This window comes from Staphylococcus sp. GDX8P114P-2, from assembly GCF_017892945.1.
GTDB lineage: Bacteria > Bacillota > Bacilli > Staphylococcales > Staphylococcaceae > Staphylococcus > Staphylococcus arlettae.
The window spans coordinates 65,556-91,233 of the sequence record NZ_JAESMB010000008.1 but is presented as its reverse complement, the minus strand read 5'-3'; the positions used below and the strand labels follow the sequence as shown (position 1 = coordinate 91,233).

The 25,678-nt window shown below is 33.1% G+C and carries 19 protein-coding genes; 14 read left to right on the top strand and 5 right to left on the bottom strand.

The genetic code is table 11. The features are described 5' to 3' along the window. Positions 1–28: 28 nt before the first annotated feature. Positions 29–412: a sporulation phosphorelay system protein KapB gene (gene kapB, locus KA845_RS03455; RefSeq protein WP_261353896.1), complete on the bottom strand. Its 384-nt coding sequence runs from the start codon at positions 410–412 to the stop codon at positions 29–31. A gap of 63 nt (positions 413–475) precedes the next feature. Here kapB and KA845_RS03450 point away from each other — a divergent pair, with 63 nt between their 5' ends. The 5 genes from KA845_RS03450 to KA845_RS03430 all read left to right on the top strand — a co-directional run bounded on the left by KA845_RS03450 (position 476) and on the right by KA845_RS03430 (position 6,011). After that, the gene (locus tag KA845_RS03450; RefSeq protein ID WP_142019766.1) at positions 476–1,072 is read left to right on the top strand and encodes a peptidylprolyl isomerase; all 597 of its coding nucleotides are present in this window, start codon (positions 476–478) and stop codon (positions 1,070–1,072) included. Positions 1,073–1,351: 279 nt separating this feature from the next. Further along, entirely contained in the window at positions 1,352–1,732 is a 381-nt protein-coding gene (ygs, locus tag KA845_RS03445) for a S1 domain-containing post-transcriptional regulator Ygs (protein ID WP_002509346.1), read from the top strand. A gap of 190 nt (positions 1,733–1,922) precedes the next feature. Further along, positions 1,923–3,056 (top strand): NADH-dependent flavin oxidoreductase, encoded by a 1,134-nt coding sequence (locus tag KA845_RS03440; RefSeq protein ID WP_002509345.1) that lies wholly within the window; start codon positions 1,923–1,925, stop codon positions 3,054–3,056. Between the two features lie 408 nt (positions 3,057–3,464). Continuing rightward, positions 3,465–4,655, top strand: coding sequence for an ornithine--oxo-acid transaminase (locus KA845_RS03435; protein ID WP_142019765.1), 1,191 nt, complete (start codon positions 3,465–3,467; stop codon positions 4,653–4,655). A gap of 111 nt (positions 4,656–4,766) precedes the next feature. Next, positions 4,767–6,011 carry a Glu/Leu/Phe/Val family dehydrogenase gene (locus tag KA845_RS03430; protein WP_002509343.1) on the top strand — a complete coding sequence of 415 codons (1,245 nt, stop codon included), beginning with the start codon at positions 4,767–4,769 and terminating at the stop codon, positions 6,009–6,011. 168 nt (positions 6,012–6,179) lie between these two features. On the opposite strand, the gene KA845_RS03425 is transcribed toward KA845_RS03430, so the two are convergent. The 3 genes from KA845_RS03425 to KA845_RS03415 form a co-directional block, all read right to left on the bottom strand. Next, on the bottom strand, positions 6,180–7,145 hold the full coding sequence (locus KA845_RS03425; RefSeq protein ID WP_002509342.1) for a glycerophosphodiester phosphodiesterase: 966 nt from the start codon (positions 7,143–7,145) through the stop codon (positions 6,180–6,182). A 513-nt stretch (positions 7,146–7,658) separates the two neighbouring features. Next, positions 7,659–9,035 (bottom strand): argininosuccinate lyase, encoded by a 1,377-nt coding sequence (gene argH / locus KA845_RS03420; RefSeq protein ID WP_002509341.1) that lies wholly within the window; start codon positions 9,033–9,035, stop codon positions 7,659–7,661. Further along, on the bottom strand, positions 9,028–10,230 hold the full coding sequence (locus KA845_RS03415) for an argininosuccinate synthase (RefSeq protein ID WP_002509340.1): 1,203 nt from the start codon (positions 10,228–10,230) through the stop codon (positions 9,028–9,030). Before KA845_RS03415 ends, argH begins: the two co-directional genes overlap by 8 nt. A gap of 336 nt (positions 10,231–10,566) precedes the next feature. Here KA845_RS03415 and KA845_RS03410 point away from each other — a divergent pair, with 336 nt between their 5' ends. The 9 genes from KA845_RS03410 (at position 10,567) to KA845_RS03370 (ending at position 24,006) form a co-directional block, all read left to right on the top strand. Next, a complete protein-coding gene (locus KA845_RS03410) occupies positions 10,567–11,898 on the top strand; it encodes a glucose-6-phosphate isomerase (RefSeq protein ID WP_002509339.1) in 1,332 nt (443 codons plus the stop codon). Between the two features lie 346 nt (positions 11,899–12,244). Continuing rightward, the gene (locus KA845_RS03405; protein WP_002509338.1) at positions 12,245–12,820 is read left to right on the top strand and encodes a TVP38/TMEM64 family protein; all 576 of its coding nucleotides are present in this window, start codon (positions 12,245–12,247) and stop codon (positions 12,818–12,820) included. A gap of 4 nt (positions 12,821–12,824) precedes the next feature. Continuing rightward, a complete protein-coding gene (gene lepB, locus KA845_RS03400; RefSeq protein WP_002509337.1) occupies positions 12,825–13,343 on the top strand; it encodes a signal peptidase I in 519 nt (172 codons plus the stop codon). A gap of 18 nt (positions 13,344–13,361) precedes the next feature. Next, on the top strand, positions 13,362–13,934 hold the full coding sequence (lepB, locus tag KA845_RS03395; RefSeq protein WP_002509336.1) for a signal peptidase I: 573 nt from the start codon (positions 13,362–13,364) through the stop codon (positions 13,932–13,934). A 163-nt stretch (positions 13,935–14,097) separates the two neighbouring features. Then, entirely contained in the window at positions 14,098–17,583 is a 3,486-nt protein-coding gene (addB, locus tag KA845_RS03390; protein WP_103388118.1) for a helicase-exonuclease AddAB subunit AddB, read from the top strand. Continuing rightward, positions 17,564–21,217, top strand: a complete 3,654-nt coding sequence (addA, locus tag KA845_RS03385) for a helicase-exonuclease AddAB subunit AddA (protein ID WP_210127788.1) — start codon at positions 17,564–17,566, stop codon at positions 21,215–21,217. Before addB ends, addA begins: the two co-directional genes overlap by 20 nt. A gap of 11 nt (positions 21,218–21,228) precedes the next feature. Next, positions 21,229–22,368, top strand: coding sequence for a DUF418 domain-containing protein (locus KA845_RS03380; RefSeq protein WP_002509334.1), 1,140 nt, complete (start codon positions 21,229–21,231; stop codon positions 22,366–22,368). A 192-nt stretch (positions 22,369–22,560) separates the two neighbouring features. Further along, the gene (locus tag KA845_RS03375; RefSeq protein WP_002509333.1) at positions 22,561–23,463 is read left to right on the top strand and encodes a fumarylacetoacetate hydrolase family protein; all 903 of its coding nucleotides are present in this window, start codon (positions 22,561–22,563) and stop codon (positions 23,461–23,463) included. A gap of 150 nt (positions 23,464–23,613) precedes the next feature. Beyond that, entirely contained in the window at positions 23,614–24,006 is a 393-nt protein-coding gene (locus tag KA845_RS03370; protein WP_002509332.1) for a YisL family protein, read from the top strand. Between the two features lie 313 nt (positions 24,007–24,319). Here the strand turns inward: KA845_RS03370 and KA845_RS03365 are convergent, their stop codons facing one another. Next, positions 24,320–25,642 carry a CoA-disulfide reductase gene (locus KA845_RS03365; RefSeq protein WP_002509331.1) on the bottom strand — a complete coding sequence of 441 codons (1,323 nt, stop codon included), beginning with the start codon at positions 25,640–25,642 and terminating at the stop codon, positions 24,320–24,322. Between the last annotated feature and the right edge of the window lie 36 nt (positions 25,643–25,678).

Sequence of the window (25,678 nt, the reverse complement as noted above, 5' to 3'; positions counted from 1 at the left end):
TATTAAATAAGAAGAAACGCGTCATTTTTTAGGTGAAATTTTTTTTATACTGCACAGAATAATCTTCTTTTAACTGTTGTAAATTAGTAAGTGATTTTTGTGCATGTTCAGTATCTTCTTTTTGTAACTTCTTTTCCAAAGTACTAAGTGCTTGTTGTAAAGATTCAGTATAGGGAAGTTCTGTGACATCGAATGGTCGCAGTTGTGACTTGGTAGTATAGCGTTTTTCATATTGACTCAAAGCTTTACGTTCATGGAAAAACACATCTTCTACGGCAGTAGGATTATGTAAATCTCCTTGCTTAGGGTGTTTGATGACTTGTTCTACTTTGACTAAAATACCTTGGGCATTTTCTTCTACAATAGAAACACCATAGACACCAGTTTTATGAGCAAATCTATATAACATGATTAATACATCCTTTCTTTTATGTTAAAATACTATTATCATCTTAACATGAAATGGAGAATGAAAATGACGAACTATCCTCAATTAGATACAGAAGTAAAAGATAATGAAATAAAACTTGTAATGCATACAAATAAAGGAGATATGACATTTAAGTTATTACCAGATGTTGCACCTAAAACAGTAGAAAATTTTGTAACACATGCTAAAAATGGTTATTACAATGGTATTTCTTTCCACCGTATAATTAATGATTTTATGGTACAAGGTGGCGACCCAACTGCAACAGGTATGGGTGGCGAAAGTATTTACGGCGCACCATTTGCAGACGAATTTTCATTAGAAGCATTTAATATTTATGGTGCATTATCAATGGCCAATTCAGGACCTAATACAAACGGCTCACAATTTTTCATTGTACAAATGAAAGAAGTACCGGAATCAATGATTAACCAACTTGCAGATGGTGGATGGCCACAACCAATAGTTGAAGCTTACCGTACACAAGGTGGTACACCATGGTTAGACCAAAAACATACAGTATTCGGCCAACTTATTGAAGGTCAAAGCGTGCTAGAAGATATTGCAAGTACGAAAGTAGGTCCACAAGATAAGCCTTTACATGACATCACTATTGATTCAATTGATGTAGAGGATAAATAAAAGTAAGATCGAAATAAATGGATGAGCTTGTTACATTCTATTATGTGAGATGCGGAAGTTTATTACATGATAGTATTGTGCATTAATAGAAAATACAATGTGAAAGAACCATGTTCAGAACAAAATCTGAACATGGCTCTTTTTATTATAAGGGTTTAATTGTTTTGATGACTATTATATCAACAATTTATAGTAATTTTTCTATCGTAATATTAGTCTAGTTTAGTAATTTATGCTATTATATTATTGTTAAGTAAAACGAAATAAGGGGTTCTCACGTTGAATAATCACTACAAAGTAGGTCAACATCTTAAAGTACGTGTGACTGGTATTCAGCCTTATGGCGCATTTGTTGAAACCCCAGATAATACTGAAGGTCTGATTCATATTTCTGAAATTATGGATGATTACGTCCATAATTTAAAAAAGTTTTTATCCGAAGGACAAGTTGTCCGGGCAAAAGTTATTTCCATCGATAAAGAAGGTAAGCTTAATTTGTCATTAAAAGATAATGATTATTTTAAAAATTATGAACGTAAGAAAGAAAAGCAATCAGTATTGGATGAAATTAAAGAAACCGAAAAATACGGGTTTCAAACAATTAAAGAACGTATGCCAGGTTGGATTAAACAGTCCAAAGACACTATGAAGCAAGAGTAATACTCTTGTACTACTAACATTTCTGCATGAAATGTTAGTTTTTTGATTTTATTTTATATATAAACATGTATGCGCAAGCATATTATTATGTGAAGTGAATTTTTTACGGTAAAATGAACAAGCATTAAAATAGTGCAAGCATAATAACAATGTTATAGTGTTGAAATCATTAATTAGGAGGAAGTAAGTAATGAATGAAAAATTTGCAACTTTATTTGAAACAGTAGAGTTACCTAATAAAGTACAATTAAAAAATAAATTTGTGTTAGCTCCATTAACACACGTAACATCGCATGATGATGGGACGGTATCCGAAGACGAAATAAACTATATGGAACAACGTTCACAAGATGTTGGTTTGTCAATATCTGCAGCGAGTAATGTTACAGATTTAGGTAAAGCATTTCCAGGTCAACCGTCAGTAGCACACGATACTGATATAGAAGGTTTAAAAAAATTAGCTAACGTGATGAAAAAGAATGGCGCTAAAGCCGTAGTACAAATTCATCATGGTGGAGCGCAATCATTACCAAACTGGACACCAAATGGAGACGTGGCTGCACCAAGTCCAATTAGTATGAAAAGTTTTGGTGAGACAGAAGAACACCATGCACGTGAAATTACACATGACGAAATTTTAGAAACGATAAAAGCATTCGGCGAAGCTACACGTAGAGTAATAGAAGCAGGCTTCGATGGTGTTGAAATTCACGGTGCGAACCATTATTTAATTCATCAATTTGTCTCTCCATATTATAACCGTCGTACAGATGAATGGGGCACGGATAAATTCAAATTTGCTCGCGAAGTCGTTGATGAAGTGGTTAATGTTAAAAAACAATATGCCGATGACTCATTTATTATTGGTTATAGATTTTCTCCAGAAGAAGCAGAATCTCCAGGAATTAGTATGGAAATCACTGAATCATTAGTTAAAACTTTAGTTGAAAAACCATTAGACTATTTACATGTATCTTTAATGGATGTGCACTCTAAAACTAGAGAAGGCAAATATGCGGAAGAAACACGTATAGAATTATTACATCGATGGATTGATGGCCGTATGCCATTAATTGGTATAGGTTCTATATTTACTGCTGAACAAGCATTAGAAGCAATTAACACTAAACAAATCGAACTATTGGCATTAGGTAGAGGAATATTATTGGATTATCAATTTGTTAGTAAAATTGAAGAAGGTAAAGAAGATGAAATCATTTCATACTTTGATCCAAATAGAGAAGATAAACACCATTTACCACCAAAATTATGGGAACAATTCAACCAAGGCTTTTACCCATTACCAAGAAAAGATGGTAAATAAATAGCATTACTACAATAACTATATAGAACATTAATGATGTATGATTATATTATCGGAAGCGACTTTCAATATGAAGGTCATTCGATAAAATTCATGCATTGTTAATGTTCTTTTTTATTTGTCGACAATATCCCATTTTAAAATAGTAAATAATCATATATAAAACATAAAAATATATCTTGAAAAGCAAAGATAGATAAAACTTAGTTAGATTGTTTTGCCTTTTAAAGACGATTAACTAGCGTCATAACCGGATCAATACATATTTTGTAGTGCACTGTTTTATCCTAAAAAGAGTATTTCAGGGATTTTTTAGGAAAATAGTTTCAGTAACACGGTAAATACGTTATGCTAATGTTATGAATTATCGAGGCAATATTGCCATAAATTTTTTAAAGGGGAGATATCATGACAAAATCAGAAAAAATCATTGAGCTTACAAATCATTACGGAGCGCACAATTATGTTCCTCTACCAATTGTAATCTCTGAGGCTGAAGGGGTATGGGTAACAGACCCAGAAGGTAACAAATATATGGATATGTTAGCTGCATATTCAGCAGTTAACCAAGGTCACCGTCATCCTAAAGTCATCCAAGCATTAAAAGATCAAGCAGATAAAGTTACGCTTGTATCACGTGCTTTTCATAGTGATAACTTAGGAGCATGGTATGAAAAAATTTGTAAATTAGCAGGTAAAGATAAAGCATTACCAATGAATACAGGAGCTGAAGCAGTAGAAACGGCATTAAAAGCTGCAAGACGTTGGGCATATGATGTGAAAAAAATAGAGCCTGATCAAGCAGAAATCATTGCTTTTAATGGTAATTTCCATGGCCGTACAATGGCACCTGTATCTTTATCATCAGAAGCAGAATATCAACGTGGATATGGCCCATTATTAGATGGTTTCCGTAAAGTTGATTTTGGAGATATCGAAGCTGTAAAAGCAGCAATCAATGATAATACTGCAGCAATCTTAATTGAACCTATCCAAGGTGAAGCGGGAATAAATGTACCTCCAGAAGGATACTTAAAAGAAATTAGAGAGTTATGTGACGAACATAATGTATTATTTATAGCTGATGAAATTCAAGCAGGTTTAGGACGCTCAGGTAAAATGTTTGCAACAGACTGGGATAATGTTAAGCCAGACGTTTATATTTTAGGAAAAGCTTTAGGCGGAGGCGTTTTCCCAATTTCAGTTGTGCTAGCAGATGAAGAAGTTTTAGGCGTATTTACACCAGGTTCACACGGTTCAACATTTGGTGGTAACCCATTAGCTTGTGCAGCTTCATTAGCAGCATTAGATGTAATTGTCGATGAAGATTTACCAGGTCGCTCATTAGAGCTAGGGGAATACTTTAAAGCGGAATTACAAAAGATTGAACACCCAGCGATTAAAGAAGTTAGAGGTCGTGGTTTATTTATTGGCATTGAATTACATGAAAATGCCAGACCTTATTGTGAAGCATTAAAAGAGCAAGGCATTTTATGTAAAGAAACACATGATACTGTAATTAGATTTGCACCACCATTAGTCATCACAAAAGAAGAATTAGACCTAGCATTAGACAAAGTGAAAAACGTTTTTGAATAATAAAAAAATTTGATATATAACTTTTTTTAATCCCTTTAAAAAGGCAAAAGTTATGTTACAATTAGCAATGAAAGCGAAATCATTAGTTACGAAAAAGAGGCGAAATGAATCATGACTGAGAATAATAATTTGGTGACTTCTACGCAAGGTATTATTAAAGAGGCTTTAAACAAATTGGGATTTGATGATGGTATGTATGATTTAGTCAAAGAACCACTTAGATTCCTACAAGTACGAATTCCAGTACGAATGGATGATGGGACTGTTAAAACATTTACTGGTTATCGTGCACAACATAATGACGCAGTTGGTCCAACAAAAGGTGGCGTAAGATTCCACCCTGATGTGGATGAAGAAGAAGTTAAAGCGTTATCTATGTGGATGACACTAAAATGTGGCATTGTTGATTTACCTTATGGTGGAGGTAAAGGTGGAATCATATGTGACCCACGTCAAATGAGTATCCATGAAGTAGAGAGATTATCACGTGGTTATGTACGCGCAATTTCACAATTCGTTGGTCCAACAAAAGATATACCAGCGCCAGATGTGTTTACAAACTCACAAATTATGGCTTGGATGATGGACGAGTATAGCTCACTTGATAAATTTAATTCACCAGGTTTTATTACAGGTAAACCAATTGTACTTGGTGGTTCACAAGGACGCGATCGTTCTACAGCTTTAGGTGTTGTTATTGCAATTGAACAAGCAGCCAAAAGAAGAGGCATGGATGTTAAAGGTGCACGAGTTGTTATACAAGGATTTGGTAATGCTGGTAGTTTCTTAGCTAAATTCTTATATGACTTAGGTGCTAAAATTGTAGGTATTTCCGATGCTTATGGTGCATTACATGATCCAGAAGGTTTAGATATTGATTATTTATTAGATAGAAGAGACAGTTTTGGTACTGTGACAAATTTATTCGAAGATACAATTTCTAATAAAGAGTTATTTGAAATTGATTGTGATATCTTAGTTCCTGCAGCAATTGCTAATCAAATTACAGGCGATAATGCAAATGATATTAAAGCTGATGTAGTTGTTGAAGCAGCTAACGGACCTACAACACCAGAAGGTACTAAGATTTTAACTGAACGCGGTATTTTACTTGTACCTGACGTACTAGCGAGTGCGGGTGGCGTAACAGTTTCATACTTTGAATGGGTACAAAATAACCAAGGTTATTATTGGCCAGAAGACGAAGTTAATGAAAAATTACGTGAAAAATTAATTACAGCATTTGATACGATTTATGAGTTATCACAAAATCGTAAAATTGATATGCGCTTAGCAGCGTACATTGTCGGACTTAAGCGTACAGCAGAAGCGGCACGTTATCGTGGATGGGCTTAAGCCTTATACTTATAAATAATTAAGAGGGTAGAACAAAATATGTTCTACCCTCTTTTTGCTATCGTAAGTTGATAGTATACTATTTCGCTTGTTCAAAAAATGATGACTTCGCCATTTATGAAGGCACAAGTATTGTTATAAATTTATATTATTATAGTGCAAGTATCGTTATTTATCATTAGCAATAACTTGTTCGTAGACATCAGGATAATTTGTGAATACGCCATTAACACCGTATTTATTTAATCTTTCCATATCTGCTTTAGTATTGACTGTAAATGGATGGACGAGTAGTCCTGCTTTTTTTAAGTTTTTCACATTGTCTTTAGTTAAATCTGTATATTCAGGTCCTACACCTATGGCGTAACTTCTAATTGCATTTAAATCTGCTTGAGTTAAGTTAGGTAATTCACCTTTATCAAGTAAGCGGATTAAAGGGATATTAGCATTTTGCGCTTGGACTTTTTGTAAACTTGCTTGTGAAAATGATTGAATTAATACATGGCCGTTTGATAAAGAATTTTGTGTCAGTAAATGATGCTTATCTAATGAAGCTAATAATTTTTCTTCCATACCCGGATAGACATCTGGTGATTTAGTTTCAATATAATAATTAGCATTACTGCCATATCGTTCTAACACTTCGTCTAGTGTTGGAACTTTTTGGCCTTCATATGAAGGGTCGGCATATTGTGGATTATTGGCATTAAATTTACTTCCAGCATCAAGTTCTTTAATTTCTTTTAAAGTATGTTCATCGACCCTACCAGTTCCGTTAGTAGTACGATCCAATGTTTCATCATGCATAACTACTAAATGACCGTCTTTTGTCATTTGTAAATCTAATTCTATATATGATGCACCCATTTCATTATGACTTTTGTCATAAGCTGCAAAAGTATGTTCAGGGGCATAGCCACTCGCACCACGATGTGCAATTGTTGTGTATTTTTCACCTGTTGGATTATGTATAGCACGATATGCTTTGTTTTGAGTTGCTTGTGATGATTGGTTAACTTGTTGTGTAGCTTGCTGATTCGCATTGTTACTATTTGCTTGGATATCTGGGGTTGTAAAACTTGATAGAGCTAAAATTGAAAAACCACTGACAAATAATCGTTTTGTATATTTCATACCTTCACTCCTCATAATAAACTGTATATTAACCATACAAAAAACAGATTAAAAAATAAATATATTTTACACCTTTTTAATTTAAGTTAAATAAAAACAATTAATAAATTAAAGAAGGTTAAAAAAGTATAAAAATGTTTACAATAAGTAAATAGATACGAAGTATTGTTAATAATGTAATGTCAGCTTAAAGAATGTTATTACAAAGATGATAATTATCGGTCATTACCGATAACTGCATTATAAATAACTAGATAAGTTGTACATATGTCATTAACACCTAACTTAGCATTTTTAATTTGTGAGGACTTTTAAGGATAGGGGTGTTGAGAGGTGCGAGCGTTATTTACTAGAGAAATAGCTAATACTTAAAATTGCTAAACTACATGCGATAAGACGTTGTGCTGTATTCATAATAGCACTCCTACATTAGCTGTTAAGTTATAAATATTAAACTAAAATAATAAAAGCATAAAAACCATTTCAATAAATGATTTTTATGCTTTTATATAATTATTTCAGTTGTGCTTTAATTTGTTTAATTTGCTGTTTAACTGCTTCTTGACCTGTAGAACCGTAACTAATTCTGCGACTCACGCAGTTTGCAGGTGTTAAGAATGTAAAAATATCATCTTCTATTAATGGATGTGCCTCTTGATATTTTGACAAAGGGACATCAAGTAAATATTTATTATTTTGAATACACCATAATACTAATTTTCCTACGATTTCGTGTGCAGTTCTAAATGGTACATCTTTAGTTACTAAATAATCTGCGAGTTCAGTGGCGTTAGAAAAGTCATTATTCACAGTTTGTTGTAAATGTTCAACGTTAACAGTCATTGAATCGACCATTCCTTCAAAAATACGCAGTGAACCTTTTAATGTATGAAGGGCATCAAACAAACCTTCTTTATCTTCTTGCATATCTTTGTTATAAGCGAGTGGTAATCCTTTCAATGTCATCAACATACTCATTAAATGACCAGTTGTTCTACCAACTTTACCTCTTATAAGCTCTGCCATATCAGGGTTTTTCTTTTGAGGCATAATTGATGAACCAGTTGAAAAAGCATCGGATAACGTCACGAAGTTTGCTTCCGCAGAAGACCAAAAAATAATTTCTTCCGCAAAACGAGACAAGTGAACCATCGTTAATGATATATTATGCAACGTTTCGACAATATAATCACGATCACTTACAGCATCCATACTATTTTCATATAGCGAACTAAACCCTAATAATGATTGAGTTTCATGTCTATCTATTGGATAGGTCGTACCACTTAAAGCAGCAGCACCTAAAGGAGATATGTCTATACGTTTTAAACTATCTTCAAATCGAGATTTATCACGGCTTAACATCCAATAGTAAGTTAATATATGATGTGCAAATGATATAGGCTGCGCTCTTTGTAAATGAGTGTAACCAGGCATGATAGTATCAATATGATTTTCTGCCACTGTTAAAATACTTGTTTGAAAGGAAGTAATCAGTTCAATTAGCTGTTCTACTTCAGCTTTTGTATATAAATGCATATCTGTTGCTACTTGATCATTACGACTACGTCCTGTATGAAGTTTACCTCCAGTGTCACCAATACGCTTAATTAATTCGTGTTCAATGTTTAAATGTATATCTTCTAATGATACATCGAAAGTAATTTGGTTATTTAAATAATCTTGAAGAATGTCATTTAAGCCTTCAATAATTTGTTTGCTTTCATCAGCAGTAATAATTTCTTGGTTTGCCAACATTGTCGCATGTGCAATGCTACCTTGTATATCTTGCTTAATAAGTGTTTTGTCAAAATGAATGGAAGCATTGAATTCATCGACCCAATCTTCTGGTTGTTCGCTGAATCTACCACCCCAAGCTTTCTCACTCATTGTGGTAACCTCCGTGTAGCATAGAGTTGACTTGTGTCGGTAAACCAAAGATTTCAATGAAACCTACTGCTGAATCTTGATTGAAAGCATCTTCTTTTGTATAAGTTGCTAATTTTTCGTTGTATAATGTGTAAGGTGATTTTCTGCCATTGACTATAGCATTACCTTTATAAAGTTTGATTCTTACTTCACCTGTAACATGTTGTTGTGTACTATCGACAAATACTTTTAAGCTGTCTGTTAATGGAGAGAACCATAAAGCATTATACACTTGCTCAGAAAATTGTTTCTCAATAACTGGTTTAAAATGTGCTACATCTTTCGTTAAAGTGATTGTTTCTAACGCTTTATGGGCTTTGATAATTACTTCTGCTCCTGGTGTTTCATATACTTCTCTAGATTTAATACCTACTAATCTATTTTCAACATGGTCGATTCTGCCAATACCATGTTTACCAGCAATTTTGTTTAATTTTAAAATTAATTTACTTAATGACAAGTTTTCACCATTTAAAGCAGTCGGTAATCCTTGTTCAAAAGATAAAATAATTTCTTCTGATTGATTTGGTGTATCTTCTAATTCATTTGTTAAATCAAATGCATCTGTTGGTGGTGCCGCATATGGATCTTCTAAAATACCACATTCGTTACTTCTACCCCATAAATTTTGGTCAATTGAATAGGGAGAATCTTGTTGGATAGGTACTGGAATATTATGTTTAAGAGCATAATCGATTTCTTCTTCACGACTCCAAGCCCATTCTCTTACCGGAGCAAAGACTTTTAATTCAGGATTTAGAGCTTTGATTGCTACTTCAAAACGTACTTGGTCATTACCTTTACCTGTACAGCCGTGAGCGATACCAACTGAATTCGTTTTATCTGCAATTTCTACTAATTTTTTAGAAATTAAAGGTCTTGATAATGCAGATACTAAAGGATATGTACCTTCATACATTAAGTTACCTTTGATTGCATATGCTACATACTCATCACTAAATTCTTCAGTAGCATCTATGATATGACATTCAACTGCACCCATATCTAAAGCTTTTTGATAGACGATGTCTAAATCTTTTCCTTCACCAACATCTAAACAACAAGCTACAACATCGTAACCTTTATCTATTAACCATTTTACTGCCACACTTGTATCTAATCCTCCGGAATATGCTAAAACTATTTTTTGTTTCATATTGCCACCTCATTTGTAATTTTTAATCTGTAATTTAATATAACTAAGAATAACAGATAACTAGTGAAAATAAAACCATTTTTTTACATAAATATGCAAAAAGTTGTGAAAGTCGCTCTATTTGTAATTTTGTTGTGATTATTACCATTTTTGTTAGTATTATGTATATATACGTTAAAATTTATGTATAATAAACTGCATATAGCGCAACAATTAATGATATAAAATAATTTTGTTCATTATTAGTATAAGTAACAATGATAGGCTAGTTGTTTGAATAGTCATACTAAACTTAGTAAAATAATAGTGAATTAAAAATTACAGGAGGCAATTTACATGACTCATATTCAGTTAGATTATGGTAAAACTTTAGAATTTTTTGGCAAGCATGAACTTGAGCAACAAAAAGATATCGTAAAATCAATTCATAAAACAATCCATGAGGGTACTGGTGCTGGTAGTGATTTCTTAGGTTGGATCGATCTTCCTGTTGATTATGACAAAGAAGAGTTTTCTCGTATTTTAGAAGCAGCTAAACGTGTTAAAGCACATTCAGACGTATTTGTAGTTATTGGTATTGGTGGTTCATATTTAGGTGCACGTGCAGCTATTGAAATGCTAACACCAGCATTTAGAAATAGTGATGAATATCCTGAAATTGTATTTGTAGGTAATCATTTATCTTCAACATACACTCAAGAGTTAATCCAATATTTAGATGGTAAAGATTTCTCAGTCAATGTGATATCAAAATCTGGAACAACTACTGAACCAGCAGTTGCATTTAGATTATTTAAACAGTTAGTAGAAGATAAATATGGTAAAGAAGAAGCAAAACAACGTATTTTTGCTACAACTGATAAAGAAAAGGGTGCGCTTAAACAATTAGCTACTAATGAAGGCTATGAAACATTTGTAGTACCAGATGATGTTGGTGGCAGATACTCAGTATTAACTGCAGTAGGTTTATTACCAATAGCAGTTGCAGGTATTGATATCGAAGCGATGATGCAAGGTGCAGCAAAAGCACGTGAAGAATTGTCTTCTGATAATTTAGATGAAAATATTGCGTATCAATATGCAACAATCCGTAATATTTTATACTCAAAAGGTTACACAACAGAAATGTTAATTAACTTTGAGCCTTCTATGCAGTATTTCAATGAATGGTGGAAACAACTTTTCGGTGAATCAGAAGGTAAAGATTATAAAGGCATTTATCCATCAAGTGCAAACTATACAACAGACTTGCATTCATTAGGTCAGTACGTACAAGAAGGTCGTCGTTTCTTATTTGAAACAGTTGTGAAAGTTAACAATCCAAAACACAATATTACTATTGAAGAAGATAGTGATGACTTAGATGGTTTGAACTATTTAGCTGGTAAAACAATTGATGAGGTAAATACGAAAGCATTTGAAGGTACGTTATTAGCACATACAGATGGTGGCGTTCCTAATGTCGTTGTAAATATTCCTAAGCTAGATGAGGAAACATTTGGTTACGTTGTATACTTCTTCGAGTTAGCTTGTGCGATGAGTGGTTATCAATTAGGTGTTAATCCATTTAACCAACCAGGTGTTGAAGCTTATAAACAAAATATGTTTGCGCTATTAGGCAAACCTGGTTTCGAAGACAAAAAACAAGAATTAGAAAACAGACTATAAGTGAAATAACAATTCACGATTAAATAATGTGATGTTATTTTTGATGCAGAGGTTGGGACAAAATGAATTCGTCTCAGCCTCTTTTCATTTTGGCAGTAGCTGACTGTATTGAAAATGCGCTTCAAAGCAAGCTTTTTTCAATACTAGTCATCCTTGCCGGGGTGGGACGACGAAATCATTTTTTCAAAATCAGATTTCTGTCCCACTCCCTTTTCATTATAAGACTATATTAGGATAACGTTCTACTGCTTAAGCATGAATTATGAAGAGAAGATTTCATTATTGTTTTAATTGTTGTTAAGAAGATTTATAATTAAGCATATTAGTAAGAATGGGGATTGATGCAATGACAGTTGAACAGGTACAACAATGGTTTGCGCTATTTGGTGATTTAGGTTATATCGTAGGTTTTTTATTACCATTTATCGAGGCCTTTTTACCTATTTTACCTATAATTGTCTTTGTAATAGTAAATGTTAATGCTTATGGATTAATCATTGGTACCATACTTGCATGGCTAGGAACAGTTTGTGGAAGTTTTATAGTGTTTTGGTCACTTCGCCAACTTGCGCATTTAAAATATATACAACGGGTGAAAGCACGCAAAACGACGCAACGTTTAATTTCTTTTGTTGATCGGCGAGGTGTTATACCTATTTTTATTTTACTCTGTTTCCCTTTCACGCCTAGTGCAGTTGTTAATATAGTAGCAAGCGTTTCACACATTAAGCCACTACATTACTTTTGGGTGTTATTAACATCTAAATTTATTATGATTGGTATGATAGGTTGGCTTGGCAATGATATAACTACATTGTTTACAAATCCAACTAAGATGATTATCGTTATTTGTGTAATTATTATTGTTTGGTTACTTGGTCGAAAGTTAGAACAACATTTTATGCATAATTCTAAGGAGTGACCACGTGAAAAAGTTAGTGAAAAATTTGATTTCTATTATAATAGCGATTATTATAGTTTTATTGATTCAAGCATTCGTTATTACTGGTATAGTCGTTCATAAACAAGGTATGTCGCCTACATTGTCGACGGGAGACCGTCTTATTGTAAATAAAGTAGCACCATTAATAAAGCAATTAGATAATGGTGATATTGTGATGTATCGTCAAAATGATAAGGTAAACGTAAGCAGAATTATTGGAGTACCAGGAGATTCTATCGCTTATAAGAAGGGAACGCTTTATAAAGATGATAGACAAATAAAGGAACCTTATGCTAATAATAGAATAGACGCATTAACCTTACGTAAAATCAAAGGTTCTGAAAGTGATATTGTACCCCCAAATTCATATTTTGTGTTGAATGATCAGCGCCAGCATGATGCTGATTCTCGAAATTATGGTTTTATTCAACAAAAAGACATAGTGGGCAAAGTCGCCTTGAAGTATTATCCTTTAGATGAGTTTACAGTAAACTTTAAATAAATATATGAGGTGTGAAGAGTGAGAAAAGAAATAACAGAATGGATTATATCAATTGTTGTTGCAGTAGCATTAGTGCTATTAATTATTAACTTTGTAGCCAAACCTTACACTGTAAAAGGTGACTCAATGGATCCCACGTTAAAAGATGGAGAACGTGTTATCGTCAACCTATTTGGTTATAAATTTGGTGATATTAAAAAAGGCAATGTAATTGTCTTCCATGCCAACAAAACAGATGATTATGTTAAGCGTGTAATTGGTACACCTGGTGATAAAATTGAATATAAAAAAGATCAATTATATGTAAATGACAAAAAAGTAGATGAACCATATTTAGATTACAATGAGAAACATAAAATGTATGAATATATTACAGGTACGTATAAACCTGAAGACTTTGTCAGAGATGGTAATAAAACAACGATTCCTAAAGGTAAATTACTTGTTTTAGGAGACAATCGTGAAGTGAGTAAAGATAGCCGTTCATTTGGACTTATTGATAATGACCAAGTTGTAGGGAAAGTAGCATTTAGTTTCTGGCCACTAGATGAGTTTAAATTTGGTTTTGATCCTGATACAAAGTATGAATAATAATTGATGATAAATAGGTTAAAAACATAAGAAGAATTGCTAACTAACACAGACGAAGTTTTAGCAATTCTTCTTTCTTTATCTCATAAAATATCAAGAGTAACAGAATAAAAATCTCCTAGTTATGTGTTAAGATATAAGTCAAAAGGAGTGGAGACGAGCGATGGAATTAAATGCTTATGTAGGTAGGGCTGGTACTGGGAAATCATATGCAATGATAGAACAGATAAAAACAGCCATGAAACAAGATCCATTAGGTGATCCTATAATTTTAATTGCTCCTACGCAAAGTACATTTCAATTAGAGCAAACCTTTGTAAAAGACCCAGCATTAAACGGTAGCTTAAGAACTGAAGTTTTACATTTTGAACGTTTGAGCCACCGCGTGTTTCAAGAAGTAGGCGGATTAATGGAACAACAATTATCAAAAGCAGCTACTGAAATGATGATTTATGATATATTACAACAATTTAAGGACGAATTAAGCTTATATAAATCACAAGTTAAATATTATGGTTTTAGCGAAAAATTACACGAACAAATTAAAGATTTTAAAAAGTATAACGTTTCGCCGCAACAGTTAGAAACATACATAGCAGATAATGAATTACAAACACGGACAAAACATAAATTAGAAGATATTGCATTAGTATATAAGCAATTAGAGCAACGCATTGCTGGAGATTACGTCTCTACTGAAGATAGTTTGAATCGTTTTATAGAAGTGATGGGACAGTCACAATGGCTAAAAAGAGCACAAATCTACATTGATGGGTTTCACAACTTTTCAACGTTAGAATATGCAATTATCAAAGCACTTGTTCAACATAGTAAAAGTGTCACTATTCTATTAACTACAGATGGAGATAAAGATCCATTTAGTTTATTCCGCAAGCCTTCGGAAGCACTGACTCATATTGAAACTATTGCACAAGAATTGAATATACCGTTACATAAATCAAATTTCCAAACACAGTACCGGTACCAAAATGCTGATTTAAAAACGTTGGAACACAATTTTAATGCATTACAATATGAACCAACTACGCATCAAGCAGGAGTTCAGATACTTGAAGCATCCAGTATGCGAGAAGAAATTAATGAAGTAGCAAGACAAATTATTAAAGAAAACCGCGATAAAGGTCGTCGTTATCAAGATATTGCAATTCTTTATCGTGATGAAACATATGCATATTTAATGGAATCTATTTTACCACAGTATGATATTCCATTTAATATAGATACGAAAGCGCCCATGACACATCACCCAGTTATGGAAATGATTCGCTCATTAATTGAAGTATTACAAACTCAATGGAATTTTGAGCCTTTGATGCGAGTATTTAAGTCAGGGGTACTAACACAACAATTCAAAGATAGTAATTATTTAATTCATATTTTAGAAAATTTTGTATTAGAACGAGGCATTTACGGTAAACGTTGGATCGATCCACACTATTTTCAAATTGAACAATTTAATAAAATGGGCTTAAAACGCCAACCGTTAACTGACGAAACACGTGAAGCCTATGAGCGTGTGATTAAATTAAAAGATAGCGTAATAAATAAAATATTACAATTTGAACAACATATGAATAATGCTACAACTGCGAGAGCATTTGCGACTGCTTTTTATGAAGCAATGGAAGATTTTCAGTTGCCAAGTCAGTTAATGGCTGAAAGAGACGCCCTAGATTTAGCAGAGCAACATGAAGATGCTGAAACATTAGATCAAGTATGGCAAGGGTTCATTCAAACTTTAGATGATTTAGTCACAGTGTTCGATAATCAAGAAATGTCACAACAGCGATTTTTAGAATTGTTAGACATTGGACTGGATCAGTTAGAGTTTAATATGATTCCACAAACATTAGATCAAGTCAGTATCGGTACAATGGATTTGGCCAAAGTAGATAACAAACAACATGTTTACTTAGTTGGTGTGAACGATGGTGTGTTGCCACAGGCAGTATCGGCATCTAGTTTAATAACGGATGAAGAGAAAAAATACTTCCAAGCAAACGCCGATATAGAATTGAGTCCCACAGCTGACATATTACAAATGGATGAAGCATTTGTATGTTATATAGCAATGACTCGTAGTACCGAAGCAGTTACTTTTTCATATAGTTTAATGGGTGTTAAAGGGGACGAAAAAGAAGCAAGTCCTTTTATTCAACAAATACAGTCACTATTTTCAAACTTAGAAATTGAAAATATTTCACATTTACATCAAGCGCAACCATTGACGTTAATGCAACATCCACACCAAACTAAAATTGCCTTATTCGAAGCATTAAAATCATGGCTCAATGAAGAAATAGTAGCAGAAACATGGCTTGATACGTATCAAGTTATGTATCGAGATGAACGTTTAAATGAAGGTTTGGATTATTTATTAACTGCACTTACTTACGATAATGAAACAGCTCAATTAGATAATGAATTGGCACAGTCATTGTATGGCAAATCTATAAATGCTAGTGTATCTAGATTTGAAGGCTATCTAGCTTGTCCATTTAAACATTTTGCTTCACATGGTTTGAGGTTAAATGAGCGTACAAAATATAAATTGCAAAATTTTGACTTGGGGGATATTTTCCACCAAGTGCTAAAATATATTTCTGACAAAGTACAAGGCGAGTTTAAACAGTTAACGCAGCAACAAATTCAACGATTAACTACGCAAGCGTTACAAGTGATACTGCCAGAGGTACAATTCAATGTATTAAATTCAACAGCATATTACCGTTATTTATCACAACGTATTGGAGCAATCGTTGAAACAACATTAACGGCTTTACAATATCAAGGGAGCCATACAAAGTTTCTTCCACAACGATTTGAAGCGGGATTCCGTAAAAATCCACGTAGTAATGACGAATTGTATGCAGAACCATTAATTACTAAGCAAGGTATTCCAATTAATATTAGAGGACAAATTGACCGTATCGATACTTACACAGAAGGTGCGGAAAGTTTTGTTAATATTATTGATTATAAGTCTTCGAAGTATAGTGGAACATTAGATTTAACAAAAGTATATTATGGTATGCAAATGCAAATGATGACATATATGGATATTGTTTTACAAAATAAAAATCGTTTAGGTTTAACTAATGCAACAAAACCTGGTGGATTGCTTTACTTCCATGTGCATGAACCACGTATTAAGTTAGCTTGGAAAGAGTTAACTGAGGATAAAAGAAATAGTGAATTTATAAACTCATTTAAATTAAATGGGTTATTAAATAGTGACAGTACTGCTTTACATGCCTTTGATACACGACTAGAACCAAGTTTTGTCTCTGACATCGTACCAGTGGCTTTAAAGAAAGATGGTGGCATTAGAAGTAATAGTAAAGTTGCTGATGAAGACACTATTTATAAATTTATTGCACGGAATAAACGTAATTTTATCGAAACGGCTTCGAATATTATGGACGGTCATACAGAAATTGCACCTTTAAAATATGATCAAACCTTACCATGTCAATATTGTAACTATAAATCAGTGTGTCATGTAGATGGCATGATTGATCAAAAACGTTATCGTCACGTTGATGAATCGATAAATCCACTTGATGCAATACATGCTGATGATATAGAAGATGAAGGAGATATCACTAATGAATCAGATTCCGAATAAACCTACTGATGCACAATGGACCGATAATCAGTGGAAAAGTATCTATGCTAAAGGGCAAGATATACTAGTGGCAGCAGCAGCTGGCTCTGGTAAAACTGCTGTATTAGTAGAGCGTATTATTAAACGTATTATTACGGATGGTATCGATGTAGACAGATTATTAGTAGTAACCTTTACTAATGCCAGTGCTCGTGAAATGAAAGCACGTGTGGAACAGCGTATCAAAGAGGCGTCATATGATGATCCAAATAATACACATTTAAAAAATCAACGTATTAAAATTCATCAAGCACAAATATCGACGCTACATAGTTTTTGTTTGAAGTTAATTCAGCAACATTATGATGTGTTAGATATAGATCCTAATTTTAGAACGAGTAGCGAAGCGGAAAACATACTACTGCTAGAACAAACTATAGATGAAGTGTTAGAAACACATTATGATCAATTGGATCCACATTTTGTAGATTTAACAGAACAACTGTCGTCAGATCGTAATGATGAAGCATTTAGAAACATGATTAAACAAATGTACTACTTTAGTATTGCTAATCCTAGCCCACGTACATGGTTGCAATCATTATCATATCCTTATGAAAATGATGACGCACAACAACAATATTTAACGTTACTTAATGACTTAGCAATGATTTTTATCACTTCAGCGCAAGAAGCATTAAATAAAAGTTATGATCTATTTATGATGCTCGAAGCTGTAGATAAACAAGTCGCAGTTATAGATCAAGAAAGACGTTTTATGGCGGAAGTTATAGAAGGTGGGCAACTGAATACAGAACAATTAGTTAATCATCAATTTGAAGCACGCTTTCCTGCCAAAAATAAGGCAATTAAAGAAGCAAACGAGATGATGATTGACGTTTATGATGACGCCAAAAAGTATTATGATCAATACAAAGCATTTGTTACTAAGGTTAAAGAAGATTATTTTGCGCGTTCCGCAAGTGATTTAACGGCTGAAATGAAAAAATTAGCACCACGTGTAGAATATTTGGCAACAATTACGACTGATGTAATAGAGCAATTCAATCATAAAAAGCGAAGTAGAAACTTGGTAGACTTTTCAGATTATGAACATTTTGCATTGCAAATTCTAATGAATGAAGATGGAACTATATCTGAAATTGCACAGAACTTAAGTGATCAAATAGACGAAATTCTTGTGGATGAATATCAAGATACTAATAGAGTGCAAGAAAAAATTCTATCGTGTATCAAAAAAGGTGATGCGCATAATGGAAACCTCTTTATGGTAGGAGACGTTAAACAGTCTATCTATAAATTCAGACAAGCAGATCCTAGTCTTTTTATTGAAAAATATAATGATTTTTCGTTAGACGGTAGTAGCAGTGGTTTACGTATAGATTTATCGCAAAATTTTAGATCTCGTCCAGGCGTTTTGCACACTACAAACTATCTGTTTGATCATATGATGGATGAAGCGGTGGGTGAAATTGTCTATGATCAAGCTGCTCGTTTATATAATGGTGCACCGTATGATGATCAGCCGATGCCACTTCAGTTAAATACATTAGTAGAGGATGCACAATCAGGATTAACAGGAACGGAACAAGAAGCTGAATATATCGTGCAACAAGTTCAAACTATTATGAATGAACGCGAAGTGTATGATATGAAAACACAAAGTTATCGTAAACCTTCATATAAAGATATTGTCATTTTAGAGCGAACATATGGTCAAGCAAGACGATTACAACAAGCATTTAAAGATCATGATATACCTTTTCATGTGAATAGTAAGGAAGGTTATTTTGAGCAAACAGAAGTGCGCCTTATATTGTCATTTTTACGAACAGTTGATAATCCATTACAAGATATTTATCTAGTAGGACTAATGCGTTCTGTCATTTACCAATTTACAGAGGTGGAGCTCTCTAATATTCGTGTCTTTAGCCCGAATGATGATTACTTTTACCAATCAATCGAACAGTATATGAAGCACGAATTGGCTAACAAAACGCTCGTTAAAAAATTGCAACGTTTTATGGATGATATTGCGGCATATCAAATATATAGTCAACATCATCCTGTGTATCAATTGATTGATAAATTTTATAATGATCATTTTGTTATTCAGTATTTTAGTGGGTTAATTGGTGGTAAAGGGCGACGCGCTAATTTATATGGTTTATTTAATAAAGCAGTCGAATTTGAAAATACAAGTTTTCGTGGATTATACCAATTTATCCGTTTCATTGATGAATTAATTGAACGTGGAAAAGATTTCGGTGAGGAAAATGTTATTGGTCCGAATGATGATGTCGTTCGAATGATGACTGTCCATAGTAGTAAAGGATTAGAATTTCCATTTGTTATCTATTCAGGACTATCGAAACAATTTCGAAAAAATGATTTAACTAAACAAATTATTTTAAATCAACAATATGGTATTGGAATGCAATATTTTGATGTAGCTACTAATATTACATTTCCATCACTCGCGTCTGTGACTATAAAAGCTATAGCGGAAAAAGAATTGATCTCTGAAGAAATGCGATTGATTTATGTAGCATTGACACGTGCCAAAGAGCAATTATTTTTAATAGGTAGAGTTAAAGATGAAGCTGATTTAGATAAACTCGTCCAAACTGTAGTTTCTGACAATCATTTACCTGTTAGTTATAGGTTAACTGCCCAAAGGCCAATTGAATTAATTTATCCTATATTAGCGAAATATCAATCTTCTGAGTTACCTAGGGAATTGAGATTTGAAAATCAGATAAATGACTTACCTGTAGAATTGCAACCACGTGTGACATTGAATGTTGACCATTACGAAGATATTGCTAATGAAACGGAGCATAGTACTAATAGCGCACGTTCGGTTACTGATATTGTAAACAGTGAAGCTAACCAAGAACAACAGCAACAAATATATCATCAGTTAGCTTATGAATATCCTTATCCAAAAGATATTGTTAAAGCGTCTAAACAATCAGTATCTGAATTAAAGAGACAATTAGAAACAGAAGAAGCAGGCACAAATTATGATCGTGTTAGACAGTATAGCATTGGTTCTGCTGCGTATGAGCGTCCAGCATTTTTAGCACAAAATGTAAAACGACGAGCAAACGAAATCGGAACACTAATGCATACAGTGATGCAACATTTACCATTTCAAGAAGGTGGTTTAACTGAAAGCGAGTTAGACCAATATTTAGATCAATTAGTTGCTAAAAATATTATAGCTGAAGCAGATAAAAATGATGTCAATATTGGTGAAATTATCCAATTTACACACAGTGAATTATATAACACAATAACACATAGTGATTATATTTTTAGGGAACTACCATTTATTGTCAATCAAAGTAAAGTAGATCAAAACTTTGATGAAGATGAAGATATTTCAATTATTCAAGGTATGATTGATCTTATTTTTGTCAAAGATAATCAATATTATTTTGTAGATTATAAGACAGATGCATTTAATAGGAGACGAGGCATGACTGACCAAGAAATAGGTGAGCAATTACGGCAACGTTATAAAATACAAATGACCTATTACCAAAAAACACTAGAAACCATATTAGACAAACAAGTAAAAGGCTATTTGTATTTCTTTAAATATGGTCAACTTTCGATAGAGGATTAAGGAGGATTGTCATGAATCGTCCACAGCGATTATTTGAGTTAGACGCACTACGTGGTATGAGTTTGCTAGGTATTGTGCTTATGAATATTTTGATTTTCAGTTTTCCGTACGACAATATTGATTTAACAAAACATTTATCTGGTTTTGATGTAACCATTATTAGAAGTGTCAAATTAATTATCATCAGTTCATTTTATCCAATTTTTACATTTTTATTCGGTTATGGACTGGCAATTATGTATCAAAATACACAGCGTAAACAACTACGCTTTTATCCAATTATTTACCGACGCTTATTTTTTTTATTAGTAGTTGGATTACTGCATGGCTATTTTATATTCAGTGGAGATATCTTATTTACGTATGCAGTAACAGGAATGGTTGCAGTGCTATTAATAAAGTTATCAAAAAATACTCTAACAAGTATTGCATTAATTTTATTTATGGTGAAAATCATAGTGATACTAATGCCAGTCGTTATTTTACATGCTATGTATGGTCCTGATAACTCTTTCAATATGTTAAGCCATAGCGTACAAGACCTTATTAACAGTCGTCAAAGTAGTAGTTATTTAGATTTCTTACCTATTAATATGGAAGAAAATAATTATTCCATTTTAGATACTTTAACAATATCTGCTATATTTGAATTTTTACCGTACATTTTAATTGGAATAGCAGCACAAAAATTTGACTTAATTTCACATATTAGAGCAGTACCACAAAAATATTTAAAATGGGGAATTTTGGCAATTGTAGTTGGCTATATTTATAAACTACCAAGTGTAATTTATTATGCTGATGAGACGTATAAATTAGTATCATCATTATTAGCAGGTCCAATTGTGGCTACTGGTTACATTTTAGTATTTTGTTATTTATGTCAAACAGTCAAAGGAAAAAACTGGCTGTCTGTGTTCGCTTTTCCAGGAAAACTGAGTATGAGTGTATATTTAACACAAAGTATTATCTTTTTATATATTTATACAGGTGCTGGTTTCGGTTTATACAATAAATTAACCTTAGCTCAATCTTATACACTCGCAATTTTAGTGTATATGGTTCAACTGGTAGTAAGTTATTTATATTTAAAACGTTATAAACAAGGATCGTTTGAATGGATTTGGCGTAAATTTACCTACTTGAAATAAGGTGATGATTGGTATAGCGCTCTTAGGAACATTTTTTAAGAGCTTAATGATTTTAAAGAAAGACAAGTTGGCATGCCATCAAATTTTTTAAAGAAAATGAATATTTAGATTATTCCTTATTCATTTATTTGTTATTTAAGCGTAAATTTAGTTATAATATGAAGTAAGATACAGATGAGGAGCTGATATTGAATGAAATTTCTATCATTCAGACATGAAGGACATACATCTTTCGGTGTTAAGGTAAAACGTGAAGAAGCCGCATGGAATTTGAAACACGTCTTTGCAGACTTCGCGGAAGGTGAGTTTAATCCCAAAACATTATTACAAGGTTTACAACAAAACCAAACAGTAGATTTTCAAGAACAAGTGAGAAAAGCAGTTGTTGCTGCTGAAGACAGTGGACAAGCTGAGCAATATAAAGTGCCATTTTCTGAACTTGAATTTTTACCGCCTGTAACACCGACAAATAATGTGATTGCTTTTGGACGTAATTATAAAAAACATGCAGATGAGTTGAATAATGAAGTACAACGTTTATATGTATTTACTAAAGCCGCATCATCTTTAGCTGGTGATAATAGTACGATACCTAACCATCAAGATATTACTTCAGAATTAGATTACGAAGGTGAATTAGGTATTGTCATTGGAAAAGCTGGAGAAAAAATCCCTAAAGGTCTTGCTTTAGATTATGTATATGGTTATACCATCATTAATGATATTACTGATCGTACGGCTCAAAATAAGCATGCACAAGCCTTTCTATCTAAAAGTTTGACTGGTGGTTGTCCAATTGGTCCTTATATTGTTACCAAAGATGAATTACCGACACCAGAAGATGTTAATATCGTGACTAAAGTAAACAATGAAATTCGTCAAGATGGTAATACATCTGAAATGATTTTAAAAATTGATGAATTAATTGAAGAAATTTCTAAATATGTAGCATTGCACCCAGGAGATATTATTGCTACTGGTACGCCAGCAGGTGTTGGCGCGGGCATGAACCCTCCTCAATTTTTACAGCCTGGTGACGAAGTCAAAGTGACAATCGATAACATAGGTACATTAACTAACTTTATTGAAAAATAAGAATTAAAAAAGAGACAAAGTTTTTAGGTAATAAATTTCACCTAAAAACTTTGTCTTTTTTTATTTGATATGATGATAGTTCAACGATTGTGTATTAATTAATGTATGATAAAATAAATATGAAATTATAAAATTGTGTGGAGGGATAGCATGATACACATGCATATATTAAGTTGGGTAGTTGCAATTATTTTATTTTTTGCAGCGTACTTCAACTTTTCAGAAAAGCAAGGTGCAACACCATATTTTAAACCTATTCATATGTTATTAAGAGTTTTTATGGTCTTAGTTTTATTTAGTGGTTTATGGTTACTTATTCAAGAGTTTTCTTCGGGTTCACAAGGTGGCGGACACATGTTACTAACGTTAAAAATGGTAGGTGGTATTGCTTCAGTAGCATTAATGGAAACTGCATTAATTAAGCGTAAAAAAGGGCAAGCCAGTCATGGCATTTTATGGGCTACAATTATTGTAATTATCATTACTATGTTATTAGGCATCATCTTACCTTGGGGACCAATTTCTCAACTATTTGGTATGTAGTAATGGATAGCAATGACCAAAGAAGCTGAGTTTTATATTTTTAAACACAACTCAATTAAATAAAATTAGTTTCAGACTGTCTACAGAGTCTCTGGCTTTGTTGGCAGTTTTTTTATGCACGCTTTCCGTGGCACTGACTAAGCCTGTAGTCTGCGACGAGTGCTCTTCCCGCAGGAGTCGGCATAAACTACTGCTAATATTCCATAAAAATAATATCTAACTAGAACATAAATAAACCCTTCGCAAATTAATGCGAAGGGTCTATCTACGTTCTGAAATACCTCAAGTATCAATAATGTTTGCGATGTATTTATTATTTATTGCGTGCTTTATAACCAATCATATTGATTAAGTCTTTAGGATGGCTATATGGTGGCGCATAAGCTACTTCAATATCTGTTAAATCATCTACTGTCATCTGATTAGCCATTGCTACGGATAAAGTATCAATACGTTTATCTACACCAGCTTTACCTACTGCTGCTGCTCGTAATAGTTGGCGTGTATTTTTATCAAAATAAACACGTAAGTGAATTTTTGTGTTTCCTGGGTAATAACCAGCATGTTTACCTTGTTTAAGCTCAACCATACTATAGTCAAAATATTTTAATTCATTAGGTGTCACACCTACGCTCGCAAATGTATAATCAAAAAACTTAACAATATTACTGCCTAAAAATCCTTTGAATTGAATTTGTGGATTACCGGCAATTTGTTCTGCGATAATACTCGCTGCACGATGAGCACCCCACGCAAGTGGTACGTGTGCTTGTAAATCGACATGACGATAACGTGAAGTAATAATATCACCGAGTGCATAGATATTTTCGATATTCGTTTCAAATTTATCATTAACAGGAATATAGCCGTGGCTATCTAAAGTAACATTTGACGCTTTAATAAAGTTTGAGTTTGGCTCAACACCCACACCAGTAATGACGAGGTCAAAGTCTTCGTGGTGGCCTGATTTAAAATACACAGTTTTGCCTTTAATGGTATCTATTTCTTCATTGAAATGATAAGTTATATTACGCTCTTTCAATGATTCGATGATAGGTTCGTTCATATCATTATCCATTAATTTATTAATATGCTCAGAACGATGTATTAATGTAGGTGTAATTCCACGTTCATACAAATTATCTAACACTTCTAAACTGATATAACCGGCACCAACTATTAACACACGTTGGACATGATTGTCTTGTATAAAGGACTCAATGGCATCAGTATCTTCCATATTGCGTAGAGTAAAGACTATGTCACTATCAAGAGGAAGCGAGCGTGCACTGCATCCAGGGCTTAAAATTAATGTATCATAGTTAACATGAAAGACTTCATCTTTTTGATAGTCATGCACAGTAACAGTTTGGTTATCATCATTAATAGCTATAACTTCATGATAGGGCTTAACTGTTATTTGTTTAGCATTATAAAAATCTTCGGGAGTTGCTTCGAGTATTGCATCACGTGATTCGACAATGTTTCCTAAATAATAAGGCAAGCCACAATTAGCAAAACTCATATCACGATCTTTTTCAAAGACTGTGATTTCACTATTATGATCCAAACGTCTAATTTGACTCGCGACAGTTGCACCACCTGCAACCGCACCAACTACAACAATGTGATTCATAATATTTTCAGCCTCCTTATTGAGTAATATTTGTAT

What these genes read in the sequence shown, in the direction of transcription:
- KA845_RS03430 (WP_002509343.1), top strand. Translation starts at nt 4,767, where the DNA reads ATGACTGAGAATAATAATTTGGTGACTTCTACGCAAGGTATTATTAAA.
- KA845_RS03410 (WP_002509339.1), top strand. Translation starts at nt 10,567, where the DNA reads ATGACTCATATTCAGTTAGATTATGGTAAAACTTTAGAATTTTTTGGC.
- KA845_RS03435 (WP_142019765.1), top strand. Translation starts at nt 3,465, where the DNA reads ATGACAAAATCAGAAAAAATCATTGAGCTTACAAATCATTACGGAGCG.
- argH (WP_002509341.1), bottom strand. Translation starts at nt 9,035, where the DNA reads ATGAGTGAGAAAGCTTGGGGTGGTAGATTCAGCGAACAACCAGAAGAT.
- KA845_RS03415 (WP_002509340.1), bottom strand. Translation starts at nt 10,230, where the DNA reads ATGAAACAAAAAATAGTTTTAGCATATTCCGGAGGATTAGATACAAGT.
- addB (WP_103388118.1), top strand. Translation starts at nt 14,098, where the DNA reads ATGGAATTAAATGCTTATGTAGGTAGGGCTGGTACTGGGAAATCATAT.
- addA (WP_210127788.1), top strand. Translation starts at nt 17,564, where the DNA reads ATGAATCAGATTCCGAATAAACCTACTGATGCACAATGGACCGATAAT.
- KA845_RS03425 (WP_002509342.1), bottom strand. Translation starts at nt 7,145, where the DNA reads ATGAAATATACAAAACGATTATTTGTCAGTGGTTTTTCAATTTTAGCT.
- KA845_RS03440 (WP_002509345.1), top strand. Translation starts at nt 1,923, where the DNA reads ATGAATGAAAAATTTGCAACTTTATTTGAAACAGTAGAGTTACCTAAT.
- KA845_RS03370 (WP_002509332.1), top strand. Translation starts at nt 23,614, where the DNA reads ATGATACACATGCATATATTAAGTTGGGTAGTTGCAATTATTTTATTT.
- KA845_RS03375 (WP_002509333.1), top strand. Translation starts at nt 22,561, where the DNA reads ATGAAATTTCTATCATTCAGACATGAAGGACATACATCTTTCGGTGTT.
- KA845_RS03380 (WP_002509334.1), top strand. Translation starts at nt 21,229, where the DNA reads ATGAATCGTCCACAGCGATTATTTGAGTTAGACGCACTACGTGGTATG.
- KA845_RS03365 (WP_002509331.1), bottom strand. Translation starts at nt 25,642, where the DNA reads ATGAATCACATTGTTGTAGTTGGTGCGGTTGCAGGTGGTGCAACTGTC.
- KA845_RS03405 (WP_002509338.1), top strand. Translation starts at nt 12,245, where the DNA reads ATGACAGTTGAACAGGTACAACAATGGTTTGCGCTATTTGGTGATTTA.
- KA845_RS03450 (WP_142019766.1), top strand. Translation starts at nt 476, where the DNA reads ATGACGAACTATCCTCAATTAGATACAGAAGTAAAAGATAATGAAATA.